Raw genomic sequence first — 24,094 nt, 5'->3', positions numbered from 1 at the left:
GTAGTCAGCAGCCGCTTGTGAACCCGTCGTAAACTAATGTTGCCGTGCGTTAACCAGTGAGCCCTTCTAACGACCATGGTCGCCATTGCTAACTAATCTAACTATTTCAAGTTAGCTATTAAATGACCGCTAACTAAAAACGGCTTTCTGAATTAACAGAAGGCCGTTTTAAAAAATAACATTATATGTGCATCATTTTAGGGCTATCAGTTAGCCTTAAAACCAATGACGGATAAGTGCACCGGCACCTAGCGTTAATACACCTAACAAAATGCCGACTGAACGAAGCGCTTGACTGTCCATCTTAGCTTCGTTAGTTTGTGGCAATTTAGCAACTTGGTTAGGCGTTGATGGGGTCAACGCGTCACTTTCAGATACCGTTGTCTTAGCACTAGACTTTTTAGTATCCGCTGCTGGCGTTTGATCAGCACCATCTTGGCCCGTCGTTGTGTTAGCGGGCGTACTCGTAAAGACACTCGAAGTTGAATCTTTCAATGGTTTTGACGAATTAGTACTGTTGGAAGTCGTACTCCCATCGTAGTTACTATCGAACCCACCATCAACATCGATGGTCCCAGTATCTTCATCGATATCTGGATAAACCGCCGTATTATCTTCGGGATCTTCAATGTCACCAGTCTGATGGCCATTGTCTGGTTCCGTAGTCGTATTGTCAGAACTCTCAGAACTAGTATTTACATCACTCGAGCTTTCAGAACCGGAGTGGTCGGAACTGGAGTCCACAGCGCTCGAACTTTCCGAACTAGAGTGGTCGGAACTGGAGTCCACAGCGCTCGAACTTTCCGAACTAGAATGGTCGGAACTGGAATCCACAGCGCTCGAACTTTCTGAGCTAGAATGGTCGGAACTGGAGTCCACAGCGCTTGAACTTTCCGAACTAGAGTGGTCGGAACTGGAGTCCACAGCGCTCGAGCTTTCCGAACTAGAATGGTCGGAACTGGAATCGACGTCGCTCGAATTATTTGAGCTAGAATCGTCGGAACTGGAGTCCACAGCGCTTGAACTTTCTGAGCTAGAATGGTCGGAACTGGAATCGACGTCGCTCGAATTATTTGAGCTAGAACTGTTCGAACTCGAGCTGGAACTTAAGTCGCCAGTACCGCTCCCACCGTTAACGACTTTTTCGTAGACCTTACCGTTAGCTTCTTCGCTGTTCTTGCCACCGGACGTACCGCCGCCCCATTCCATTACAGCTTTATTTTTAAAATGATAATTTTGATCAATTAATTCTGTATCCGTAATTTTAGTATAGTAATCGATGACAACTAGGTTGCTGACTGTATCGTTGAATTTCAAGTCAAAACCATTATCGCTGTAGTTAACTTGATAAGCATCGTCACTAAGCTTATCACGCCGCTTGTAAGTGTTGGCACTCGACCATTCACCATTGTAGACTTCAATACCTTTGATCATTTGCTGATGATCACCAATGGTATCGGCAATCGATAAGTTTTTCATGGTAATTTCACGCCGATCAACAAGTAAGGTCCACTTAATCGTGCCATTTTCTTTATCAATGGTGCCTTTTTTAGACATATTAGCTTCATTAGCAACCATATTGATCACTGATGTATCTTGACCGTCCTGGGTATCAAACACAACGTCTTGTTCCCCTAAGTCATCATAACGGTACTTCATTCCCAGGTTAACATCAATCTTTACATTAGTTTTACCTTCAATCGCCGAATTCATGGTCAGTACGACCTGACCATCCCCGCCGACGACACCCGTACCAATCACAGTACCAGTCACAGCATCAGTCACATCAAAAGTAGCCCCAACGGTCCGTGGTTCCAAATTAGCTGGCATATCAATAGTGACTGTGTCCCCAGCTTTGAAAGCCGTATCCCCAAAACTCATTTGATACTGAATTTGAATGGTATCAGCGTGCTTAAAATCAGGACCATTGATGACCGATGCGGCAGTTGTGTAATCCTTCGCATGATAATTAGTTGCGGCTTGGGCCCCTAGTGGCTGACTAAATAGTAGTAAAATTGCAAAACTTACTAACCCAAGTAGCCAGAATAGTCCCCGCTTACTTAACTTCATAAAAAAATCCCCCTCGTAACATAATATCCTTCATCGAAAAGTATACGCTAGCAAGATGGATTTTCAATAGAATTTGTGAATAAAACGATTAATATGTTCATATATTGTTTGGTCCCCATCTATACCAATCAATGCTCACTTAGAGACAAACTGATTGGCGCGTGTCGCTGCAAATTGCAAAATAGTTACCCCGACAATCATTATCGCCCCAATCAGTCCGACCCAGTTAAAGTGAACGTGCAAAAATAAGACGCTTAAAATGGTTGCTGCTAGGGGTTCAATAGCTCCCAGAACACTAGCAGTCGTTGGTAGAATGTATTCCAAGCTCTGTAAAAAGAACAAGTAGGCCAGCATCGTGCCAAAAATCACGACGAAGCCGACTTGCCCCCACGCCACCCAGGTTAGCTGTGGCGAATGGTGCCAAGCACCTGTTCCGACTAGCACCAAGCCACCACCAATCAGCATTGACCAACCAACAATGGGTGTGGCGCCATACACTTTTAATAATTTTGTTGGCATTAATGTGTAGATGGTTGCACCAACCGCGGCCAACAATCCCCAGATAATTGCAATTACTGGCAAAGCCAGCGAGTCAGTGTGCCCCTCCGTGACGATTAGAACCGTCCCAGCGATTGCGGAGACCACAGAAATGACATCCACTTTCCCTGGAAGCTGCCAAGTCGTGGCGGTGATAAAGATAATAATCATCACCGGTGACAAGAATTGCAAAATTGCGGCCATCGCCGCATTACCAGTACTGATTGCCATAAAATAAGTCAATTGAACGCCAGCCATCCCGAACAGGCTGAACACAATCAGACGCACCGTTGCCCGCCAGTCATGAAACACGGCCATGACCGGTAACCGGCGACTAAATCCATATAAAATTAACAGACCTCCAGATACTAGCATCCGCACCGCCACTAACCACAACGGCGAAATCGTTGTGGTGTCAAATAGATGTTGTGCCACCGTTCCCGAGCTTCCCCACAAAAAAGGCCCGGCACTGGCTAATAACAGTCCCACCGTTTTCTTTTGCATTTAACCACCTCCAAAAGCACTAGCCTTAGTCTAACAAGCACCAATTAACTTTCCAATGGTCTTTTCAAATTCAACTTAGACAGTCCGACTGACAAACCTGCCATCACACCACTTTAAGCACCTTATGATAAATTTCATAATTGACACTGTAATGGTGGTAAGCTAATCTTATAGCGGGGTATGGAGGTGCCAAATGAAACATCAAAAATTAATTTATTGGTTGGTCGGAATCTTTGCTGTCGTCTTCATTGGTGGCGCATTAATCATTCCAACACCAACCATTAAGCAACAGGTTGTCAGTATTGGCAACGCCATTACGGGGAATACTAAAACTAAGGGCGCTACACACGCCGTTTCGGATAGTGCCCTTGGTGAAAAATATCAATTATCCACTAGTGAAATTCACGTCCTGCGCAAACTTAAAGTGACGGGGATCGGTGATTCAATCATGGTCCGCACCACGAGTGACTTAAAACAAATCTTTGACCATTTTAACGTTAACGCCAAGGTTGGTCGCCAAGTGTCGGAAGCACCAGCCGTCATTAGCCAATTAAAAGCTGATAATGCAATTCAGAAAAACGTGCTGATCAACTTGGGGACGAACGGTCCAACGAGTGCCGCCGAAATCGATGGGATCATTGATCAGATTGGCAGCAACCACCAGATTTACTGGGTCAACACCCGCGTTCCAGGCAAAGATTGGCAAGACCCTAACAATCAATTGATTGCCGCGGCCGCTAAAAAATATAACAATGTGCATCTCATTGATTGGCTATACGTTGCGCAAGACAACGACAACTGGTTTGTCAAAGATAATTTACATCCCAACAGTCTTGGTGAACGTGAATATACCGCAACAGTCGGTCAGACAATGGCTAAAACAGCAACACCATAGCCACTTTATTTTTAGACGAGGGTTCTGATTACTTGCATTACCCGTACAGCAGATTAGCCCAACTAATTATGCTAACAATAACGTAAAAAAGCCGGAACACCAGTAATTAACAGGTGTTCCGGTTTTTAATATTGGTCACGTCAAAAATTCAACAGTTATCCTAACATCACTTACTCAGTCAGTAAGCGATGGGCGTTATCGTAAAAGATCGCTTGTTTCTGCTCATTTGTTAATAGATCAGTCGTTGTTAAAGCGTGACCTAATTGCCGCGAGCCATCTAACGGCGTATATGGAATATCACTCCCGTAAAGTAGGTGCTCAGGCTGAGCCAAGCTCATTAAAGTTGGCAACTGCCTTGGTAGCACGGCTCCAGCTACATCAAAATAAACGTGGCGCATCACATCGTAAACATCCACTTGATAAACCTTCTGAGCATATTGTGCGATTCGATCATCAACAATTCCCAAAAAAGCACCAGCATGCGGTATAATCACCTTGATATTAGGATATTTTTCAAAGAAATGATATTTCAACATATTAATAAACGTCATCGTGGTATCCATGAAGAATCCCAACAATGGCACTGGTAAATCAATATCAACGTTTTTAGGCAAGATTGCTGGTTCATTTGGATGCAAAGCCACAATCGCTTGGCGAGCATCTAGTTCTTGGTAGACCCGTTCCAAGACTGGTGATCCAAAGTAAAGTCCACGTGAGTTGGTTGGCACTGTGACGCCTAAAGCACCATCCTGGTCCAAAGCCTGTTGCACCGTTTTGACAGCATCCAGTTCATAAGGGATTGGTAGACTCGCCAAGTATCCTAATTGATCTGGATATTGCTGGGCCAAGCTTTTACCATCGTCGTTAGCCGCTTCAACTAAGCGTATGGTTTCCGCCTTATCACCGAAGTTCACGTGTGGGGATGATAGCGATAAAATCGAGTAACTAATATCATTATCACGCATAAAGTTAAGCGTAAGCTGTGGTGTCCACTCAGGTGTCGGCCAGCCATCAGGATCACCTGGAACATGACGCTTTAGTGCCTCAACGTAACTCGTTGGTAAATAGTGGGTATGAAAATCAATTTTTGACATTAGCTGCACCTCGTTTTTTAGAATAACCATAGTCTAAGACCAAACGAGTGCGTTGGAAATGTACAATTGATGTCAAATTGACCATTTACAGGAGGTGACATGATGACAACTAACTATCCGCTTGCCGTACAGAAAATGTTCGCAACTGTCCCAACACTACTGACAGCGACACCCATCTTTAAATTGACTGTCACCATGGTCGTCAAAGCAGCCCACGTTAGTCGTGGGAGTTTTTACAGTCACTTTCAAGATATTTACGACTTCATTCACGCTTTCGAACATGCTTTAATCGAACAAGCAACCGTTTCAAAGCAAGTCCTTAACCAAGGGATTCAAGCTGCCTTGGTTCATCCTGACCCGCGGAATGCTTATCCAACCTATCTGGAATTAACAACGAATATCAACACCCAATTAGCTAGTTTTCAGGCCTTGCTTGGCCCCCATGGTGATCCACAGTTTCTTGATCAGTTTCAGGCCGGTCTCATTGATAATTTACTCGCCACTACTGAGCAGGCGCCCTTAAATCATCAATATTTCCAGTCGATTCCGGCTGACTACGCCATGCCAATCTACTTTAGTGGCGTGCTGGCAATTATTCAGCACTGGCTGACCAAGGCCCATCCGGAGCCACCTGAAGTGGTTGCCAACATTATCGTTCAGAGCCGCTACACCGCAGCTTACCATCTCTTTTCCGATCGTCCGCTTGGGGCCGATAATAACTAGAAACCAAACTAAAAACTGGTCATAATCCCATAATTGTGGATTACGACCAGCTTTTAGTCACGACAGTCAATACTTATTATATTCAGTGCATGGCCACGATCATTTGATCGCCCCACACTTCCAACTGATGCAGTTGCTTTTGAAAACTAATGCCCGCAGTCGTCAACTGAAATTGATAGTTCCCTGCAGTCGCAACTAATCCTAATTCGGTTAATTTAGCTAAAACATTCAGTAGTTTAAGCGTGCTAAGACCCCTAACTCGCTGGCGCAAATTCATAATCTCAGTTGGCGCCGCCTTCAGGTTGATCAGTACTAACGCGGCCCACCGGTCATTGAGCACGCCTAACCCGACTTTCGTGCCAATATTTAGATCACGCATTACCATCAGTCCATACTTCCTTACTTAGAATTTATAATCATTATGACTATTCTAAGTAAGTTGGCGTTGGAATGCGAATAACTTGCTTGCCATCGACTTTTCAGACTTTTATTTTTGAATGTCCAGATACGTCTGACAAAAGTCAACGACCGCTCCCCGTAAATTAGCTTCATCGGTGAAATGACAAGCCACAACATCTGGTTTTATAGAAGCAATTTTGACCGTTGCCCGCAATTTTTCAATTTCAGCATTGATTGCTGGGAGTAGGTGCGGATTATTTGAGACCGCCCCGCCCATCACGATCAATTCCGGGTCAAAGCTGTATTGTAAGTTGTAGATGGCCCGCGCTAAGGCCCGAACCATAACTTGAACTTCGGCTTGAGCATCAGTATCACCCTTGACAGCCAGTTCAAACACGGCTTGCCCGTCTAGCTCAGGTTGAGCTGGATGGCTCGCGTTGTACCGCTTTGCAACAGCTACCGCGGTGCCTAACTCACTTAAGATCTGATGGTCATTCATGAGCGTGAATCCAAACTCACCACCGAATAAGTGCGCGCCGTGCCAAATTTGATGATTCACAATGACCGACCCACCAACACCGGTTCCCACAATTAAGAAGCACAGGCTAGCAACCTGTTTCCCAGCCCCATCCGCCAATTCAGCCAACGCCGCACAATTGGCGTCATTTTCCATACTGACCGGTAATTCAAAACGTCGTTGTAATTCCGGCTGAATCCTAAAATTATGAATATACGGCAGTGCGCTGGCACCCTCAATAATTCCAGTTGCCTTGTTGACAGCCCCGGGCGAACTAATGCCTACACCAGCAATTTGATAATCGCGTTTCATCTGCGCGACCTGCGTGGTTAGCAAAGTGTAAAATTCAGCTAGCGTTGTGGGCGTCGTAACTTTGGTCTTAGCAACTAATTGCTGATCTTGCCACACGGCAAACTTAATGGTCGTTCCACCAATATCAATAACTCCTAATGACTGCATCGTTTTATCATTCCTTTATCAATTAAACTAGTTATCATAACAATGATAGCGTTTAATTCAGAAAATGTATATTCTTTTATAATAACAATCCATCCCGACATATTTCATCAAATTATGCTTTTCTGACCGATACTAGACAACAAAAACAGTTGATTGCCACGTGCCCACGTCATGGTAACCAACTGTTTTTAGTTAATCTTTAAATTGAATTTTAACGTAATCCCGATAGAGTGGGACGTTCGCCATTAGCTCTTGATGCGTACCTGAACCACTCACATGCCCATCTTCAATGAAGTAAATCTGATCCGCATCCACGATTGTACTCAGCCGATGGGCGATCACTAGGGTCGTCCGGCCCTTCATTAATTCGCCGAGGGCTTGTTGTACCATCGCTTCTGATTCAGAATCCAGACTAGCAGTGGCTTCATCGAGCATTAGAATCTTGGGGTCCCGTAGAAAGGCCCGGGCAATGGCTAACCGTTGCCGTTGACCACCACTGACTTTAACCCCACGTTCGCCAACTTGCGTCTCAAGGCCATCTGCCATGGCGCGTACAAAGTCAGCCGCGGAAGCTAATTCTAAGACGTGCCACAACTCATTGTCGGAGTATAACCGATCAGCACCGTACGTTAAGTTTTGACGAATCGTACCGGCCATGATTGCCGAGTCCTGACTGACATACCCGATTTGTGACCGCCAACTATTGAGACTTAGTTCATTAACATCTTGCCCGCCAATACTAATTTCACCAGCAGTTGGTTGATAATAACGTTCCAGAAGGCCAAAGATAGTCGACTTACCACCACCAGACGGTCCCGCAAACGCCACCACCGTATTTGGTTTAGCTTCAAAACTGACATCGTGTAAAATTTGTTGATCATCATCATAGGCAAAGTCAACATGGTGCATCGCCAAAGTCTCATTGGCGACTGCGTGTTCAACACCAACCGTCAATTGTTCTTCTGGTTCATTCAACAACTCCCGAATCCGGGCCGTCGAGCCACTGGCCTTTGCTAACGTGGTGAAGAACTGACCAAGCATCCCAGCTGGGCCAATGATTTGGAACAGATACATTAGAAATGAGACCAAAGTCCCCATCGTCATCGTTCCACTGGCAACCCGCGCAGACGCATACAATAGTACCCCAACGAATAACGCCATCATCGTTGCCGTCATCACTGGACTTGAGATGGAATCATAAATGGCTTCGCGTAGTCCAATTCGATACAACGTCTTAATCTGATGTGCACCAGTCGTTGTTTCCACTGGTTCAGCATTGGACGATTTCACTAAGCGAATCTCACTCAGCGTTTCTTCTGCCGTCCCGCTAAAATTAGCTAAAGCATCTTGGCGTTCATGACCAATCTTGCCCGTCTGCCGCATGATTGGAAACATGACTAATAAGACAACTGGAATCGCCAAGACCATAATCAAGGTCATTCGCCAGTCCATTAAGACCATGATTGCGATGGCCCCAACCAGTTGCATCAGTGACGTCACGACTTGTGGAAATGCGTTAGCGAGCAAGTCTTTGATCTGCGTCGAATCATTCACCAACCGCGACGTCATCTCACCCGTCTTAACGTTGTCAAAGTAGCGAACCGGGAGCCGGACTAATTTATGCCATAAAGTCCCCCGTAAATTAGCGACAACATTTTCACCAAAAATCCCCAATAAGGAACCTGATAACGCGCTAATGACTGCACTGATCAAGAATAAGCCAATCACACCAATTAGTAAGGTCTGATTAACGCCGTGACTAAACCCATTAATCAACGTTTGGGCAAACTTGGGCACCATCAACTGCGCACCAGTCGCCAATAAGCCTAATGCCAAGCCCAACCAGAGTTGCCAATAACGAGGGCTAGCGTGCCGAATCAATTGTAAGAATTGTTTTAAATCAAATTTACCACCCGCTGGACGCGAGTATGCTGCTTGTGGTCGTTCCATCTGCTCTTATGCCTCGTGTTTCTAAAATTTAATTAAACCAATGATGCCCATGACCCCAACCGGGACGTGGGCCAAAACCGTGTTGTTGACCAAATTGCATTAAATCTTGAATATCGATGTCATCCGCATTGGCCCGCAACTTATCTAATAAATGTTGTAACTGATCGCGCTCATCATCCGTCAGATTACCAAATAACTGATCCGCCAGATCACTCGTTCCTTGCGCGCGATGGTCCGCCATCTCACGACCACGGTCACTTAACCGCACGATGACCACGCGTTTGTCATGAGCACTAGGTTCACGTTCGATCAAGCCGCCATCTTCCAAACGGTTCAATGTGGCGCTGACTGAACTCGGCCGAATATCTAAGATCTCAGCAATCTCAGCATTGGTTAAACCAGCGGGTGCATCCGCCAATACCCGTAAAATGCCCATTTGACCACGCCCGCTACGCTCAGAACCATGGTCGCCAAAATGAAATTGTTGCGCAACCGCCATGACGAAGGCCCGATTTTGAAATAACTTCCCAAAACTACTAAATAAATCACGATTATTAACTGTCATGAATTTTTGTCCTCCTTGATTTGAATGATGCTTATGTTAGCACGATAGTTAGATAAATACAACAAAAACTAACTAAAATTCTAACCAAAAGTTCAAAAAATATCTCAAGCCCTATTAAATCAAGGTTTGAGATATCAAAAGGTTAACTCAATTAAATGAATTCGGTAACCTGCGTGCCAGCGTAACGCGTTGTCGTGATTGGTTCGCTAGCTGCCTTGCCAAGTGCAATAGCCATCACTGGTACATAGCGCTTGGCATCCAAGCCAAAGGTCGTCGCGACTTTATCTGCCGCATAACCCGCAATTGGATTAGCATCATAGCCATGTGCGCGGGCAATCAATAGTAATTGCATTGCGGCCATACTACTATCAATCATCGCATCAGCTTGTAGAAATTCTGGACTCGCATTTTCATACATTGGTAAGAACGTCTTGAAGATTTGATCCCGCTTTTCCGGGGTAATGCGTCCTTCTTCACAAGCTTTATTCCACACGTCCCGATAGACCAAATGCGATTGCGTATCGCCCAGGACAAAAATCATGGCTGAACAAGAATCAATTTGTGGATAATTAAATGGCATTAAAACCGACTTCGCCTTTGCCTTACCGTCCGCACTATCGGCAACCACAAAATGCCAGGATTGCAAGTTGCATGCTGATGGTGCGCTGATTGTCTCATCAATAATCGTTTGCAATTCTTCACGCTCAATTTTGACAGTCGGATCAAACTGCCGTACTGATTGGCGGTTAAACACCACGTCTTTAAAATCATTATTTTTAATATTAGTAGTCATGGTTGTTGGCATCCTAAACAACTCCTTTTTTAAAAGTAACAAATTCATTAATCAATCTTATTATAACTGATTTTGTATTTGTTTTCACAATTATTTTGAAATCGCTATCATTAGCACCTATTATTCCGACCAATATTTATTTTTTATGCTCATTACCTGGGGTCATCGTTTATACCAGTATTACTTATGCTTGTCGGACTTGTAGTTCCGTATTTGTATTTATATTAGACCACTCCCAATTGTACTGTTAATCTTATTAAACCAATGGACTATACCAATAAAAAGCGGTTGTAATAGCGCTTTCAGCACCGTACAATAATGATTGCACTTATTCAAAACTATCTTTTTAGGGGGATTTTGTACATGAAGAATTATTTGCAACGTATGGGCCGTTCACTGCAATTACCCGTTGCCGTTCTACCCGCAGCAGCTTTACTTGTGGGAATTGGTAACTGGTGGGCATCTGCTAGTAACGACATCGTCGCACACTTCTTACAAGCCGGTGGTAACGCTGTTCTGAGCCAATTACCACTACTCTTTGCAGTTGGTTTGGCACTCGGTATGTCAAAAGATAAAGATGGCGCAGCCGCTCTTGCTGGTTTAGTTGCCTTTGAATTACCAACTAACGTTTTAAAACCAGAATCGGTCGCCACACTCTTGAATATCAAGGTAGCCACTGTTAATCCAGCGTTTGGTCAAATTGGCAACGTCTTCATTGGGATCATCTCTGGTCTGATTGCCGCAGCTCTTTACAATCGCTTCCACGAGACCAAACTACCGATGGCTCTTTCATTTTTCAGTGGTAAACGTCTAGTCCCAATCTTAGCCGCGCTGACCATGTTATTAGTCAGCGTCGCGCTTCTCATTGTTTGGCCGCCCGTCTATGATGCGTTAGTTACCTTTGGCAAATTCATCGTGGGTCTCGGTGCCGTTGGGGCCGGTCTCTATGGCTTCTTCAACCGCCTATTGATTCCAACTGGGTTGCACCAAGCACTCAACTCCGTTTTCTGGTTTGACGTTGCTGGCATCAATGATATTGGTAAATTCTTAGCACACAAGGGGATCAAGGGTGTGACTGGGATGTACCAAGCTGGTTTCTTCCCAGTCATGATGTTTGGTTTACCAGCTGGGGCCTACGCGATTTACCGCAATGCGCTACCAGAACGTAAAGTTGAAACGGCATCCCTGATGATGGCCGGTGCGTTTGCGTCCTTCTTTACCGGTGTGACCGAACCATTAGAGTTCTCATTTATGTTCGTAGCTTGGCCACTCTATGTTTTACACGCAATCTTCACTGGTTTATCGCTAGCCTTTGCTGCCTTCATGCACTGGACAGCCGGTTTTGCCTTCTCCGCCGGGTTAGTTGACTACATTTTAAGCCTTAAAAACCCGATTGCTAATCAACCTTTAATGTTAATCTTACAAGGATTGGTTCTAGCCGTCATTTACTACTTTGGCTTTGACTTCGCAATCAAGAAGTTCCATTTGATGACACCGGGCCGCGAACCAGTGACAGCCGATGACGCCGATGATTTAGCCATCGCCACTGATGCGGATGATGACAAATACACACGTCAAGCCAAGCAAATTTACGCTGCGCTCGGTGGTGCCGATAATTTAACGGTTGTCGATAACTGCACGACCCGTCTCCGATTGCAATTAGCCGATACGTCAACCATTAATGAAGCCGCTATCAAACACAGTGGTGCTGCTGGTATTAACAAATTAGACGACCATAATCTACAAATCATTATTGGGACCGAAGTCCAATTCGTCGCCGACGCGTTGAGCCACTTAAAGCTCACGAACGCACCCATTACTAAGACCACGACTAGCAATGAAGCTGTTGCGACAGCACCAACTGCGACTAATATCACTAGTGGTGTGACCACCGACTTTTACAGCGTCGCTAACGGTCAGTACGTAGATATTGAAAACGTCGACGACGACACATTTGCTAAGAAGATGCTGGGCGATGGCTTCGCAATTGATCCCGCAGACGGGACGATTACGGCGCCGGTCGACGGGACGGTCAGCACCGTCTTTCCTACCAAGCATGCAATCGGTTTTAAAACCGATTCAGGGTTAGAAATTCTGCTGCATATGGGTATTGATACCGTTGAGTTGAACGGTGCTCCCTTTGAAGTACTAGTCCAAACCGATCAACCCGTTCACCATGGCGAAGTAGTTGCCAAAGCTGACCTGGCAGCGATTAAGGCTGCTGGTAAGGCCACAACCATGATGGTTATCATCACTAACATGGATGCTGTCAATTTGATGAAATTCAAGATGTTGACCAACCAAGTCAAAGTCAGTGATGAGATTATGTTGGTCACGACGAAATAACTTGTTACATGCGCCAATTATATGAACAGCCCCCTACGTATTTGATACGCAGGGGGCTGTTTTCGATAATCAAATCGCCGGACAATTCCTTAAATTTTCCTTAACGTAACTCATTCGCCATTTAGCAACGTTTACCGGCAATTATGGATTATTCAATTAACTGATCTTTCCAGAATTATACGTCATATGAATATTATCGCCACGAAACTAATATGGTATGCTAAAACGATTGTCACCTAGCCTCGGAAGTCGGACGAACACGTGTTGATGAACTGCAATCTAAACTAACAGCACGCCTTAATCATGATTTGCACGAAGCGGTGACTAACCGAACCTACAATAATTATATTTTGGTATTGCTCAGCATGCGCTAAGCTAGAAAGGAAAACCAATGTATTTTGGCGATTTAATTTTCATTATATCTATCATCGGTGGTCTCATCAGTTTAGGACTGATCATTTATTTGATTGCGAAATTCGTTAAGTAAGATAATGACCTGCTAATTGATCATCGGCCGTTGCAAGTCGTTTTTTGCAACGACAGCCTCACACCTCAGCTGCGAACATCGTCACCAAGTCATCCGTCCGCAATGCTTGCTTCTCGGCACCACGCACGTCCAACTTGATTTGCCCATCCTGCACCATCACCAGCCGGTTGCCATACGCCAACGCGTCGCTCATCTTATGCGTAATCATCATCGTTGTCAGATGATTGGCCGTCACGATTTGTTGGGTCAGTGCCATCACTTCCGCACTCGTCTTCGGGTCAAGCGCCGCTGTATGCTCATCCAGCAACAACAGCTCTGGTTGGCTCAAGGTGGCCATCAGTAAGGATAGGGCTTGCCGTTGCCCCCCGGATAAATACTTCACTTGCGTATTCAGTCGCGCTTCTAACCCCATATTAAGACTAGCCAGCAACCTTAAGTATCGTTCTTCCTGTCCACGTTGGCGATAACGGCGCAGACTCAAGCTCCCCGTATGACGTTGGGCTAACGTGAGATTCTGGGCCACACTTAGTTCGCCAGCGGTACCCAACTTAGGATCTTGGAACACCCGGGCCACCCACCGTGACCGATACGCAACGGGACGATTGGTCACACGATGATCAGCAAGTGTGATTTCGCCAGCATCAGAGTTCAGTGTTCCCGCAATCGTATTGAGCAAGGTCGACTTACCGGCGCCATTGTTCCCAATAACCGCCACAAATTCGCCAGGCTCAATCGTTAGATTTACGTCCTTTAAGACGTGCCGCTCGTTGCTGGTTCCGGGAAAGAAGACTTTTTGTAAGTGTTGGACGTTCAGAATAGTTGGTTGTGGCATGTTGATCGACTCCAATCTCTTTAAGGTACCGGTGTAACTGCCGTTTTGTCCGGTATTTATTTTGTAATAGTGGCAAGCAGATGACGATAACAAGAATCGCCGCTGATAAAATCTTTAAGTCATTGACGGGGAAACCTAAACCCATTGCCAAAGTCAATAAGTAACGATAGATAATGGCGCCCACGACCATTCCAGTCAAACGGACCCAGATTTGACGACCATGTAAGAAGATTTCACCAACTAGCACTGAAGCCAGCCCGATGACAATCGTCCCAATGCCCATCCCAATATCCGCGTAGCCGTTACTCTGTGCAATCAGACCACCCGATAAAGCAATCAAACCGTTAGATAACATATAGCCAATAATGACCATCCGATCGGTATAGATTCCATTCGCAGCACTCATCGCAGGATTATTACCCGTTGCCATCAAAGACAGTCCCAAACGCGTCTGAAACAACCAGATCAACCCGGCCAGGACGACCAGCGTGACCATCGCACCAATCACGATAGTTTGTAAATTCAAAGACCAACTCGCTGGTAACCAGCCCATCAACGTTTTCTGGTCAAGCAAGGGAATATTCGCTTTGCCCATAATGTGCATGTTGATGGAATATAGTCCCGTCATCGTCAGAATTCCGGCCAATAATGACGGCATTTTAAGCTTAGTATCTAATACCCCCGTGACCCAGCCGGCCAAACATCCGGCGACAAATCCTAATAAACTCGCCACGATAGCTGACTGTCCGGCCAACATGCTACTAATCGTCACGGCAGCCCCTAATGGAAAACTACCCTCGGTGGTCAAATCAGGGATGTTTAAAATTCTGAAAGTGAGGAACACCCCGATGACCAGTGGCGCCCATAATAAACCTTGTCCAATACTCGTGATTAACATATTACCTCGCTCCCCTCTTATGGTTGCTTGATTGTACTTGGTTGTAAGCCGATTGCCTTAGCATTCGCTTTATTGACGTAGAGGTGTAACTTGTCAGCTGTTTGAACCGCCATTGTTTGCGGCTTCTGCTTCTTGATTAAGACTTGGTAAGCCATTTTTCCAGTCTGTTCACCTAATTCGTAATAGTTAAGACCATACGTCGCGGTCCCGCCATCTTCAGCCATTTCAATCGAACCCGTTACCACTGGTAGCTTTGCAGCCTTGGTCTTCTGACCAATCGTCTTCATCGCACTCGCCATCAAATTATCGGTTGGTAAGTAAAGGCCAGATATCTTACCCGTCAAACCGGCCAAAACACTGGCAACGTCATTAGTACTCGTTGCGCTAACGACCTTTAAGTTGATACCGTGCTTTTTCGCGTAAGCCTTCGCCAACTTGACTTGTAGCACTGAATTTTCTTCTGACGAGTTATACATAATCCCCAACGGTTTATTACCTGTACTCATATTCTTCAATAACTGTAATTGTTTGCCGACGGGCATTAAATCGCTCGTGCCGCTCACATTAGTTTGGGGCTTCGTATCACTTTTCACCAATCCCGCCGCTTTCAAATCAGTTACGGCCGTAACCAAGGTCGGCACCGTCGTCGTTTTCTTGGCTAATGCCTGAGCAGCTGGCGTTGCGATGCCAACTAACAAATCATTTTTCTGTTGGACGAGTTGTTGGCTCATTGTATTCAAATTACTCTGATCACCCTGTGCATTTAGATAGTGATACTTGACCGTTACTTTACTGTTATGCGCTTTTAATTCTTTTTGTAATCCGGCTTTGAACCCCTTGCGCGCTTGGTCTAGTGAACCATGTTGAACCACCTGTAAGATGCCCACCGACACGCTTTGCTGACCACTCGTTGCTTGTTTGCCACAACCAGCTAATAGTAACCCAGCACCTAAAATTAATACCCCTAAAGTTGTTTTTTTCATCTTGAAACGCTCCTTAAAAATTGTCTGGTTCGCCCAACGTTCATCAACGTCTTGATGAACCGGACTGAAAACAAAAAACACCAGTTAGATTCTGGGAAGAATCTAACTGGTGTTTTATCGGGCCCGATATTTTTCCAGATAGATTGTCCCTGCATCTACCTGGCGTTTAAGTCATGTTGAATAACTTTAGCTCTCGATAGATACAAACGCGTTGCGTGCGCTTGTATCCATCAAACGAATACAAACGCTATCTAAAGAAAAAGCTAAAGGCAAATTGATTATTTAATTGAAGGTTAGTTGCTAATGACATATTAGTCATCCTCCGTTTCAATTTATAGCTAATAGTAAACCATGACGACACCTAACTTGTCAACTGCGAACCAGTAAAAAATTCAAGTGTAACTGGTCAAAGTCCCCGTCACCCAACTGATACACGCTAACTTATTTATCTGGCGTATCACTCAGAGTCCAACTCAAGGTACCTTGATAAGTATCAGCGTAAATACCTGGTTGCGCTGATAATCCGATTCCCTTCGTTGTCGACCAATCATCAGTGACTACCGTATCGGTCGTCCCCGCGACTTTTTGTCCCTGTTGGACCAACGTCGCTTGATTCGTTAAGACGGTCTGTGCACTACCATCACGGTAAACCAAATCGCCCTTCAACGTCCGTCCACTGACCGTTGTCGATGTCAGCGGCGTGGCACTAACGTACAAATACCACTTAGCCCCGGTCGCCCGGGTATCAGTCACACTGATGGCTAGTGGATTAGTCGGTTGATAGACTTGTGGTGTCAACGGCACCTTTAAATCGCCGAAGCTCATATTGGTCGTTAATTGACCAAACGACAGCGTCCCTGCTAACTTAGTTACTTGTAGTGCAATTTTATCAGATGTTAAGCCGCTGGCGCTCGTCGCATAGATGTGGACCGTGGTACTCTGATTATCAGCGAGCCCCTTGAATAACGCGACCAGACCGCTCTCACTCGCATGATAAGTCATCGTATCATTAGCATTACTAGGATTCGTCGCAACCACGCCAGCCTGCTTAACTAACCAATTAACAGCATCGCTATCAGACGTTAACGCCGCTAGATCACTCACGGACAAATTCACCGCTGTGCTGCTACTTTTGATTGTCAGCGGTGGTATCGTCACGTCCTTAGTCACCGATTCAGATTCGCCATAATCGGCTTCTCCCGTCTGCGTTACTGTGACTGAAGTGACCCCACTGAGGCCATCATTTAACTTAATTTCATATTTACCATCACTACCGATTGTCGCCGTGTACGACTTACCATTAATTGTCGTGCTGACGGTATTACCGGCAATCCCAGTTCCTGTCAGAGTGGTATCCGTCGTTGTTGGCGTATTCAGCGTCGTATTAAGGCTAATCCGATTAAACACTGCCAAGCGGTACGTGGATGTCTCACCCTTTACTGTAGTTAATCGAAACCCAATATATACTGGCAAATTATCCTTTAACTTACTCATATCGACTGTCAAAGTCTTGCTAGTATTCATCGATACCGTACTAGAACCAGTCGCCATATTTGTCGGAGTCTTGGTCACTAGTGAAGTTCCAAATTCTTCGGTTGCTTGCTTATAAAAGACATCGTAATATAGCGTTTTAATCTCCGAACTATTCGCAAACAACGAACCACTAAAGGTCAACGTTATTGTGGTAGTCTTAGTCGATATACGTCCCTGATCCGCATAGTTGGCCGTCACTTTGGTTAAGCTTGGATATATCCCAATTCCACCCGAGATATTGAACCCAACGACATCACCGCTATTAAAGTAAGTGTAGTACTTATTACTCGAATTAGCGATTGTCGTTGTCGCAGACGTCACGGGCGCCGCTGCCTGACTCGTAATCGCTAGCATGCTGATAAACGCTAAGCAGCTCAGTAACAGCATGCCTAGCTTAATATGCCGCAGTCGTTTCACGTGTTCGCCCCCCTTTCACGCATTAACTTAAGCACCTGCCACCCTAATAAGAGTGCCATTAAGGTCAGGAACCCGAGCCACTGATAATAGTGATTCGCTTGGACCCCGGTTTGGGGCAAACGGCCCGTTGCTAGTACCTGTTGCCACTGACCGACAAAGCGATTGGGCGCGGCTTTGACAGCCTTCGTTGCGTACACAACGTCGCCCTGCGGAATTTGTTGCACCGTCGTAGGCGTTTGTTTGTCCGCTGAACGTGACGTATAGAACTGTATTTGTGTCGACGAAGTGCCCACCGTCTGAGCAGCTCCCCCGATGGATGGTCCTAGGCCGATTAATAAGCCCAGTAAGCCCAGTAAGCCCCGTATCAACAGCCATCGCATCATTTGTCAGTCCCCCTTTTTTGCCCAGCTACTAATTGTTCATGACGCTTAGCGGCCCCAAACTAAACACCGAGCCGATTGCTGTTAGTCTTGGGATTGCCGCCGCTTCTTCAAGAAAAGCACTAACCACAAAATCAGTAAGACTACAATCAACATGCCCAGTGCGCCCAGACCAATCAACCACCAGATACTGATGCCGTTATCATCAACCGTATCCTGGTTATACGTCTTAGCCGTGGCAGCACTAATCTTGAAATCGCGGTCAAAAGTCCACTTATGAGCGCTATTGTGCGCAACCAAGTGTAAATGATACGTCCCCGCTTGAAGCTTCTGTTTGTTGAGTAACAATGGGTAATTAAACGTCGTATTAGGTGCCAACATCACGCCTTGTTTGGTCGCCTTTACGACGGTTTTGCCACTATCTTTGGCTGTGACCGTCGTCTTCATGGTAACCCGTGGTATCATCACTGCTGCAGTATTGCGTAACGTCACCACGATACTCCGGTGATAATTAACCATTCCAGCAGCGACATCGCTTAGTTTCAAGACGGGCGTGGCCGCAGTCCCTAAGCTGTACTTGATGCCCACCACATAAGAATATTCACTGCTAATATTCGTAGCACCCTTCACTTCACCAGTGACCTTTTGATCGACGCGTTTAAAATACCAACCACCTAACAGGGCACCGTTAAAATCCTTAGTCGGCATGGTCGTTTGGGCACTGACCAGCTTAGAACCGTTGGCTGGAACTGTCACCGTCGTTGGCCCCTTGATTTTAGTCAATTGGTCGACCCGATACTGCAGTGAGGCATCATACTTTTTCGCCGGGGTCACGTATTCAATGGCGCCACCACTGTTGGTATATGCCGTATGAATCCCCATCGCAACGCGGATATCCCGGTTAGTCGTATTATAGATTCGCGTCTGCAACGTTTGGGTCTGCCCTGCCGTCATTTTGAGGTCAAAAAACGTTGCCTGTTTATCAATTTGGTTTCTCGGCGTTTGGGCCGCGACACTAAAACCAATATTATTACTGGTGTCCGTATTGGCTGCCTGTGCTGGAACCACCGCGGCCAAGCCGCTGATCATCACTAAGATGGCCCCTAACCACCGCATCATTTTCTTCATTATTGCGTCCCCCCGTCGATTATTATGTAAAAGAGACGCCCACTATTACGTGGTCATCTCCAAGTTCATTAATTTAATTATCTGCTGATGATGTTAATGTCCAATTTAGGACGCCCTTGTAAGTCGTAGCGGCCGCCGTGTTAGCCACGACGTTCAACTTAACTGCAGCCGGATCAAGCAAGTCCGACGTAATCCCCGCCCCACTCTTATCCGCTGCTGTCATAACATTCCCAGAAGTTGTCCCCGTAAAGGACGCCCCGGCACTAGTCGAAGCTTGACTACCTAAGTCAAGTTCAACAGCTTGTCCGACCGCACCATTACCACCGGTACTGCCGTTGCTAGCTTCCGATCCGGAAGAAATGACCGTCCCTGCAGGTAAGGAGACCGTGGCCCCCTTAAGCGTACTTAAGTTACCATCCGTGCCATCCGCAGCGGCAACACTCAATGTCCAACCCGCATTCGTCCCGCGTTGATCAGAGACTTGTAAACCAACTTTACTCGTTGACCCCATGGTGACCGTGCTACCATCGCTACCTGTTAATGCTTTATAGCTTTGGTTATTGATCACGTCAATTTCATGTGAACCGAAATCAAGTTTACCGGGCGCATAGATCAGTGACAAACCAGCACCGGAATTGGCACCGTTATCGCCATCACCAGGCTTAGGGTCAAGTGGTTTCGTTGGGTCAGTCGGATCGACCGGATCAACTGGATTAGTGGTATTTGCCGTAAACGTTGCCGTTGCATTCGTCGTCCCACTCCGATTTTCACCATCGGCCGCGTGACCAACGATTGGCGTTAAGGCCCCCAATAAAATGGTACTGGTCATGAGTAAACTGCCTACTACTTTTTTCATATCGTGCATCCCCTTTAGTTTGCCTAATTCATTAACTGCACTAATAATTTACCACACTTCCCAACAATTACAACCCCTTAATCTTTGAGTTGCTTCTTTGTTAACTCGTGAAAATCAACCAGGTCAACTGTTCCGGCCGTATTTTGTATGTGGCATTAATTTTTTGTTTCATCATTTTTGCATTAAAAAACGTTCTATCCGCTGTTTTTCTAATACTTGTACAACATTAATAAAACAACAGATAGGGATTTAATCCAATTAATAATAATTTTTTTTATTGTCACGTTCAGGTCAGTATCGTTCTTCTTGATCAGTCTCGGTTTGCTATCAATTTTATTATCCGGTCTTAAATTTGTGTGTACCGCTCAAAACCGCATGGTAATAACGAACTCAATCAGTTATCACTACTCCTCACAAGTACTAGTTAGTTGCCGTAATTTCCCATCAGCTAGCGAATGTCCTGTCTATAAAACATTCAGTCGACCGCAGTCTTAAGTAACAATACGTCAAAAAAAAAGACTCAGGATTGAATCATCCTGAATCTTTTTTGTGCCCACACACTTTCACCACGCCCTATAACTTTGTACAACGCGATGTCTTTAGCCACCTAATCTCCAATAATAGACAATAGCCGCCAGAGCTAATCACTGACCGGTTGTACTTCAAAACCTGCTGCTGTCAAGACTTGGTTAACATCGGCGGCCTGTTCACTATTCACGTGGAGCTCAATCACTTTTTCAGCCTGGTGATTTACGACCATTAACGTCTGAATACTTAAATCGTGTTCTGTTAAGACCTTTCCGATGGCAAAAATTACGCCGACATGGTCATGATGGACCACCACCCGAGTTACGATTCCCGGCTGGCCGTAACCAGCAATATTTAAGAACGCATCCAAGATATCATTATTAGTAATGATGCCCACAACTTGGTCGCCCGTCATGACTGGTAGTACGCCGATCTTATTTTTCCGCATCGTTGCAATCGCTGTTTCTAACTGAGCGGTTGCTGCGACAGTTTGAACCGCCGTTTCCATGATTTGATCCACCGTCGTCTTAGTAAGTAAGTAATTTAATTCATACACCGACAAACTCGTGGCCTGTGATGGCATCGCACGCTGAATGATACCATGCGTGATCAAGCCGACCATTCGATTACCTGCCATGACAGGTAACCGATGAATCGCATTTTTCTTCATTAATTCGACCGCCACACTGATCGTCGTTTTAGGACTAACAACGACCAGGCGTGGTGTCATATAATCTGCAACACTCATACTTAACCCCCTAGATAAGCTTTCTGAACTTCTGAATTAGCTAATAATTCGGAACCCCGACCACTAAGCTTGACTTGTCCACTAGCTAAGACATAGCCGTGGTCAGCGATTTTCAGGGCTTGATTGGCATTTTGTTCAATTAGTAAAACCGTCGTTCCAGCCTGATTGATTGCCTTGATGATCTCAAAGATCTCATTAATAAAGATGGGCGCTAATCCCATTGAAGGTTCGTCAAGCAACATCAGCTTGGGCTGCGCCATCAGTGCGCGGCCCATCGCCAACATTTGTTGTTCACCACCTGAGAGCGTCGCGGCATCTTGATGCCGACGTTTCTTCAAAATTGGAAAGTAGTCGTAAACTTGCTGATAAGTCTGAGCCAATTGACCCCGATCCTGCCGTAAAAAAGCACCCATTTGTAGATTTTCTTGAACAGACAGGCCGGGAAAAATATGGCGTCCTTCAGGAACTTGCGAGATACCCGCCCGCACAATTTTAGGAGCGGCCGTCTTTTGGATGGGTTGATCCAAATAGTGAATAGAACCACTGACCGGACGCATCAAGCCAGATATCGTGTGCAACAACGTAGATTTCCCGGCGCCGTTAGCACCAATCAACGTAACGATTTCACCCTGTTGCACGTCAAAACTAACACCTTTGACTGCCTGAATCGCGCCGTAATTAACGACTAAATCACGTACTTTAAGCATTTACACCCCTCCTAGATAGGCCTTGATAACGGCCGGATCATGTTGAATGGCTTTTGGCGTCCCAGTTGCCAGTAACGCCCCGTGCTCCAACACGTAGAGCCGCTCGACTACGTTCATAACTAGTGACATGTCGTGTTCAATTAGCACAACGGTAATATGAAATTCTTGTTGAATTCGGCGAATCAAGCGCGTCAAATCCGCCGTTTCTTCGGGATTCATGCCCGCTGCGGGTTCATCAAGGAAGAGTAACTTGGGCTTCGTCGCCAGGGCCCGCACAATCTCTAATCGCCGCTGAATACCATATGGTAAACTCTTTGCGGGCTGATCAGCGACGGCGGTCAAATCAAACATCGCTAATAAGGCTTGCGCCGCCTGGGTCATTGCCCGCTCAGTCTGGTAATACTTAGGTAAGCGCAGGATGCTAGTCAAAAACCGTTCATGATAATGATTGGTCATTGCAATGCGCACGTTATCGAGTACACTCATCTCCTTGAACAACCGGATATTCTGAAATGTCCGTGAAATACCAACCCGAGCAATCGCAGCGGGCTGCTTGCCATTTAACGACACCACGCCCTGATCTGTGTAGAAACTAATGCTACCCGAACTAACCGGCGTTTCACCAGTCAACAAGTTGAATAACGTGGTTTTACCAGCACCATTCGGGCCAATCAAACCAATCAGCTCGTCTTGATCAAAATGGAGTGAAACGTCAGCAACGGCGGTCAGGCCGCCAAAGTTTTTGACCAACCCTTGTGCGTCTAATAACCGGCTACTCATGGTTAACCGCCTCCTTAGTTGATCGCCGTCTGAATAGACGCGTGAATGAGAACTCCCACGTTCCTAACAGTCCGGCTGGCTTAAAAAGCATAATCAAAATCAGTGCCAATGAATAAATAATCATTCGGATCGTACCGAAGTTTTGTAAGATCGTGTCGAGCGCTCCTAATACGATTGCGGCTACGAAAGTCCCGGTAATACTGCCGACCCCACCGAGTACGACAATAATCAGAATCGCAATGGAAGCCATGATATTAAAATCACCCGGCGCAATCGTCTGAATGTAGGCCGCGTGCAACGACCCACCAATCGCCGCAGTCGCCGCGCCAAAGACAAAAGCGGCCAACTTCCAGCGCGTCGTATTGATTCCCATGGCACCAGCCGCCAGTTCATCATCCCGCACAGCCATCACGGCCCGACCACCGCGACTGTGAATAAAGTTGACCGTGATAATCGTTGTCAGACACATTAAGACGTACACCGTTGCCCACGAAGCAAGTGCCGGGATATTGAATAACCCCGCTGCACCGTTCGTAATTTTCAGATTATTGATTAGAATCCGAATGATTTCGGCCGCCCCCATCGTCGCAATGGCTAAGTAATCACCGCGCAATCGTAATGTTGGGATGCCAACAATGACCGCCGCTACCATGGCAATCACCATGCCGACGATCATCGACAGATAAAATCCCGCGGGCGTCGCCATTGTTTGGGTCATAATACCAGTCGCGTAGGCGCCAATTGCCATAAAGCCGGCGTGACCAAGCGAGAACTGGCCTGCAAACCCAATAATCAGATTGAGTCCCACCGCCAATATAACGTTGATACCAATCGTCACCAGCATATTTTCAATAAACGAGTTAATGACGCCCATCAGCTCTAAACCGTCAATCACAACAAAGCCGATAACCATCACACCGAGCCACGCCATGTTAGTTTTCAAATTTGCTTTCATTAATTTGGCG

22 protein-coding genes are annotated in these 24,094 nt (G+C 45.9%); 3 read left to right on the top strand and 19 right to left on the bottom strand.

What is annotated here, in order from left to right:
• Positions 1-216: 216 nt before the first annotated feature.
• Both E5260_RS02905 and E5260_RS02900 read right to left on the bottom strand, forming a co-directional pair.
• Positions 217-2,070, bottom strand: coding sequence for a collagen binding domain-containing protein (locus E5260_RS02905; protein ID WP_003642224.1), 1,854 nt, complete (start codon positions 2,068-2,070; stop codon positions 217-219).
• A 135-nt stretch (positions 2,071-2,205) separates the two neighbouring features.
• Positions 2,206-3,111 carry a DMT family transporter gene (locus tag E5260_RS02900; RefSeq protein ID WP_003642225.1) on the bottom strand — a complete coding sequence of 302 codons (906 nt, stop codon included), beginning with the start codon at positions 3,109-3,111 and terminating at the stop codon, positions 2,206-2,208.
• A gap of 193 nt (positions 3,112-3,304) precedes the next feature.
• Here E5260_RS02900 and E5260_RS02895 point away from each other — a divergent pair, with 193 nt between their 5' ends.
• The gene (locus tag E5260_RS02895; RefSeq protein WP_003642226.1) at positions 3,305-4,006 is read left to right on the top strand and encodes an SGNH/GDSL hydrolase family protein; all 702 of its coding nucleotides are present in this window, start codon (positions 3,305-3,307) and stop codon (positions 4,004-4,006) included.
• A gap of 170 nt (positions 4,007-4,176) precedes the next feature.
• On the opposite strand, the gene E5260_RS02890 is transcribed toward E5260_RS02895, so the two are convergent.
• The gene (locus tag E5260_RS02890; protein WP_024971366.1) at positions 4,177-5,100 is read right to left on the bottom strand and encodes an amidohydrolase family protein; all 924 of its coding nucleotides are present in this window, start codon (positions 5,098-5,100) and stop codon (positions 4,177-4,179) included.
• Between the two features lie 99 nt (positions 5,101-5,199).
• Between E5260_RS02890 and E5260_RS02885 the strand changes: the two genes are divergently transcribed.
• Positions 5,200-5,823 (top strand): TetR/AcrR family transcriptional regulator, encoded by a 624-nt coding sequence (locus E5260_RS02885; protein ID WP_003642228.1) that lies wholly within the window; start codon positions 5,200-5,202, stop codon positions 5,821-5,823.
• An 82-nt stretch (positions 5,824-5,905) separates the two neighbouring features.
• On the opposite strand, the gene E5260_RS02880 is transcribed toward E5260_RS02885, so the two are convergent.
• From E5260_RS02880 to E5260_RS02860, 5 genes are all read right to left on the bottom strand, one after another.
• Entirely contained in the window at positions 5,906-6,202 is a 297-nt protein-coding gene (locus E5260_RS02880; RefSeq protein ID WP_225867880.1) for a winged helix-turn-helix transcriptional regulator, read from the bottom strand.
• 108 nt (positions 6,203-6,310) lie between these two features.
• Positions 6,311-7,198, bottom strand: coding sequence for an ROK family protein (locus tag E5260_RS02875; protein WP_003642230.1), 888 nt, complete (start codon positions 7,196-7,198; stop codon positions 6,311-6,313).
• A gap of 192 nt (positions 7,199-7,390) precedes the next feature.
• Positions 7,391-9,148, bottom strand: coding sequence for an ABC transporter ATP-binding protein (locus tag E5260_RS02870; RefSeq protein WP_003642231.1), 1,758 nt, complete (start codon positions 9,146-9,148; stop codon positions 7,391-7,393).
• Positions 9,149-9,176: 28 nt separating this feature from the next.
• Entirely contained in the window at positions 9,177-9,713 is a 537-nt protein-coding gene (locus E5260_RS02865) for a MarR family winged helix-turn-helix transcriptional regulator (protein ID WP_003642232.1), read from the bottom strand.
• 151 nt (positions 9,714-9,864) lie between these two features.
• Entirely contained in the window at positions 9,865-10,518 is a 654-nt protein-coding gene (locus E5260_RS02860) for a nitroreductase family protein (RefSeq protein WP_003643347.1), read from the bottom strand.
• Positions 10,519-10,869: 351 nt separating this feature from the next.
• Between E5260_RS02860 and nagE the strand changes: the two genes are divergently transcribed.
• Positions 10,870-12,852, top strand: a complete 1,983-nt coding sequence (gene nagE / locus E5260_RS02855) for an N-acetylglucosamine-specific PTS transporter subunit IIBC (protein WP_024971365.1) — start codon at positions 10,870-10,872, stop codon at positions 12,850-12,852.
• A 545-nt stretch (positions 12,853-13,397) separates the two neighbouring features.
• Here the strand turns inward: nagE and E5260_RS02850 are convergent.
• The 11 genes from E5260_RS02850 to E5260_RS02800 form a co-directional block, all read right to left on the bottom strand.
• Positions 13,398-14,171, bottom strand: a complete 774-nt coding sequence (locus E5260_RS02850) for an ABC transporter ATP-binding protein (protein ID WP_003642235.1) — start codon at positions 14,169-14,171, stop codon at positions 13,398-13,400.
• On the bottom strand, positions 14,068-15,069 hold the full coding sequence (locus E5260_RS02845) for an ABC transporter permease (protein WP_003642236.1): 1,002 nt from the start codon (positions 15,067-15,069) through the stop codon (positions 14,068-14,070). The genes E5260_RS02850 and E5260_RS02845 overlap by 104 nt, the downstream gene beginning before the upstream one ends.
• Positions 15,070-15,086: 17 nt before the next feature.
• Positions 15,087-16,052 carry an ABC transporter substrate-binding protein gene (locus tag E5260_RS02840; protein WP_011101988.1) on the bottom strand — a complete coding sequence of 322 codons (966 nt, stop codon included), beginning with the start codon at positions 16,050-16,052 and terminating at the stop codon, positions 15,087-15,089.
• A 441-nt stretch (positions 16,053-16,493) separates the two neighbouring features.
• Positions 16,494-18,002, bottom strand: a complete 1,509-nt coding sequence (locus E5260_RS02835) for a WxL domain-containing protein (protein WP_003642238.1) — start codon at positions 18,000-18,002, stop codon at positions 16,494-16,496.
• Complete coding sequence (locus E5260_RS02830) at positions 17,999-18,385, bottom strand: LPXTG cell wall anchor domain-containing protein (RefSeq protein WP_003642239.1); 387 nt, start codon at positions 18,383-18,385, stop codon at positions 17,999-18,001. Before E5260_RS02830 ends, E5260_RS02835 begins: the two co-directional genes overlap by 4 nt.
• Positions 18,386-18,466: 81 nt before the next feature.
• The gene (locus E5260_RS02825; protein WP_003642240.1) at positions 18,467-19,510 is read right to left on the bottom strand and encodes a DUF916 and DUF3324 domain-containing protein; all 1,044 of its coding nucleotides are present in this window, start codon (positions 19,508-19,510) and stop codon (positions 18,467-18,469) included.
• 73 nt (positions 19,511-19,583) lie between these two features.
• The gene (locus E5260_RS02820; RefSeq protein ID WP_011101992.1) at positions 19,584-20,366 is read right to left on the bottom strand and encodes a WxL domain-containing protein; all 783 of its coding nucleotides are present in this window, start codon (positions 20,364-20,366) and stop codon (positions 19,584-19,586) included.
• A 640-nt stretch (positions 20,367-21,006) separates the two neighbouring features.
• On the bottom strand, positions 21,007-21,642 hold the full coding sequence (locus E5260_RS02815) for a CBS domain-containing protein (RefSeq protein ID WP_003642242.1): 636 nt from the start codon (positions 21,640-21,642) through the stop codon (positions 21,007-21,009).
• 2 nt (positions 21,643-21,644) lie between these two features.
• Positions 21,645-22,349, bottom strand: coding sequence for an ABC transporter ATP-binding protein (locus E5260_RS02810; RefSeq protein ID WP_003642243.1), 705 nt, complete (start codon positions 22,347-22,349; stop codon positions 21,645-21,647).
• Positions 22,350-23,129, bottom strand: coding sequence for an ABC transporter ATP-binding protein (locus E5260_RS02805; protein WP_003642244.1), 780 nt, complete (start codon positions 23,127-23,129; stop codon positions 22,350-22,352).
• Positions 23,122-24,084 (bottom strand): branched-chain amino acid ABC transporter permease, encoded by a 963-nt coding sequence (locus tag E5260_RS02800; protein WP_003642245.1) that lies wholly within the window; start codon positions 24,082-24,084, stop codon positions 23,122-23,124. Before E5260_RS02800 ends, E5260_RS02805 begins: the two co-directional genes overlap by 8 nt.
• Positions 24,085-24,094 lie beyond the last annotated feature (10 nt).

Source organism: Lactiplantibacillus plantarum (genome assembly GCF_014131735.1).
GTDB classification, from domain to species: Bacteria; Bacillota; Bacilli; order Lactobacillales; family Lactobacillaceae; genus Lactiplantibacillus; species Lactiplantibacillus plantarum.
This window is presented reverse-complemented; position numbering and strand designations above follow the sequence as displayed.

Excerpts from the sequence above, each read along its gene's own strand:
- E5260_RS02905 (WP_003642224.1), bottom strand. The coding sequence starts at position 2,070 with ATGAAGTTAAGTAAGCGGGGACTATTCTGGCTACTTGGGTTAGTAAGT.
- E5260_RS02845 (WP_003642236.1), bottom strand. The coding sequence starts at position 15,069 with ATGTTAATCACGAGTATTGGACAAGGTTTATTATGGGCGCCACTGGTC.
- E5260_RS02895 (WP_003642226.1), top strand. The coding sequence starts at position 3,305 with ATGAAACATCAAAAATTAATTTATTGGTTGGTCGGAATCTTTGCTGTC.
- E5260_RS02815 (WP_003642242.1), bottom strand. The coding sequence starts at position 21,642 with ATGAGTGTTGCAGATTATATGACACCACGCCTGGTCGTTGTTAGTCCT.
- E5260_RS02830 (WP_003642239.1), bottom strand. The coding sequence starts at position 18,385 with ATGATGCGATGGCTGTTGATACGGGGCTTACTGGGCTTACTGGGCTTA.
- E5260_RS02890 (WP_024971366.1), bottom strand. The coding sequence starts at position 5,100 with ATGTCAAAAATTGATTTTCATACCCACTATTTACCAACGAGTTACGTT.
- E5260_RS02820 (WP_011101992.1), bottom strand. The coding sequence starts at position 20,366 with ATGAAAAAAGTAGTAGGCAGTTTACTCATGACCAGTACCATTTTATTG.
- E5260_RS02870 (WP_003642231.1), bottom strand. The coding sequence starts at position 9,148 with ATGGAACGACCACAAGCAGCATACTCGCGTCCAGCGGGTGGTAAATTT.
- E5260_RS02805 (WP_003642244.1), bottom strand. The coding sequence starts at position 23,129 with ATGAGTAGCCGGTTATTAGACGCACAAGGGTTGGTCAAAAACTTTGGC.
- nagE (WP_024971365.1), top strand. The coding sequence starts at position 10,870 with ATGAAGAATTATTTGCAACGTATGGGCCGTTCACTGCAATTACCCGTT.
- E5260_RS02800 (WP_003642245.1), bottom strand. The coding sequence starts at position 24,084 with ATGAAAGCAAATTTGAAAACTAACATGGCGTGGCTCGGTGTGATGGTT.
- E5260_RS02810 (WP_003642243.1), bottom strand. The coding sequence starts at position 22,349 with ATGCTTAAAGTACGTGATTTAGTCGTTAATTACGGCGCGATTCAGGCA.
- E5260_RS02825 (WP_003642240.1), bottom strand. The coding sequence starts at position 19,510 with ATGAAGAAAATGATGCGGTGGTTAGGGGCCATCTTAGTGATGATCAGC.
- E5260_RS02850 (WP_003642235.1), bottom strand. The coding sequence starts at position 14,171 with ATGCCACAACCAACTATTCTGAACGTCCAACACTTACAAAAAGTCTTC.
- E5260_RS02860 (WP_003643347.1), bottom strand. The coding sequence starts at position 10,518 with ATGCCAACAACCATGACTACTAATATTAAAAATAATGATTTTAAAGAC.
- E5260_RS02885 (WP_003642228.1), top strand. The coding sequence starts at position 5,200 with ATGATGACAACTAACTATCCGCTTGCCGTACAGAAAATGTTCGCAACT.
- E5260_RS02900 (WP_003642225.1), bottom strand. The coding sequence starts at position 3,111 with ATGCAAAAGAAAACGGTGGGACTGTTATTAGCCAGTGCCGGGCCTTTT.
- E5260_RS02840 (WP_011101988.1), bottom strand. The coding sequence starts at position 16,052 with ATGAAAAAAACAACTTTAGGGGTATTAATTTTAGGTGCTGGGTTACTA.
- E5260_RS02865 (WP_003642232.1), bottom strand. The coding sequence starts at position 9,713 with ATGACAGTTAATAATCGTGATTTATTTAGTAGTTTTGGGAAGTTATTT.
- E5260_RS02875 (WP_003642230.1), bottom strand. The coding sequence starts at position 7,198 with ATGCAGTCATTAGGAGTTATTGATATTGGTGGAACGACCATTAAGTTT.
- E5260_RS02880 (WP_225867880.1), bottom strand. The coding sequence starts at position 6,202 with ATGCGTGATCTAAATATTGGCACGAAAGTCGGGTTAGGCGTGCTCAAT.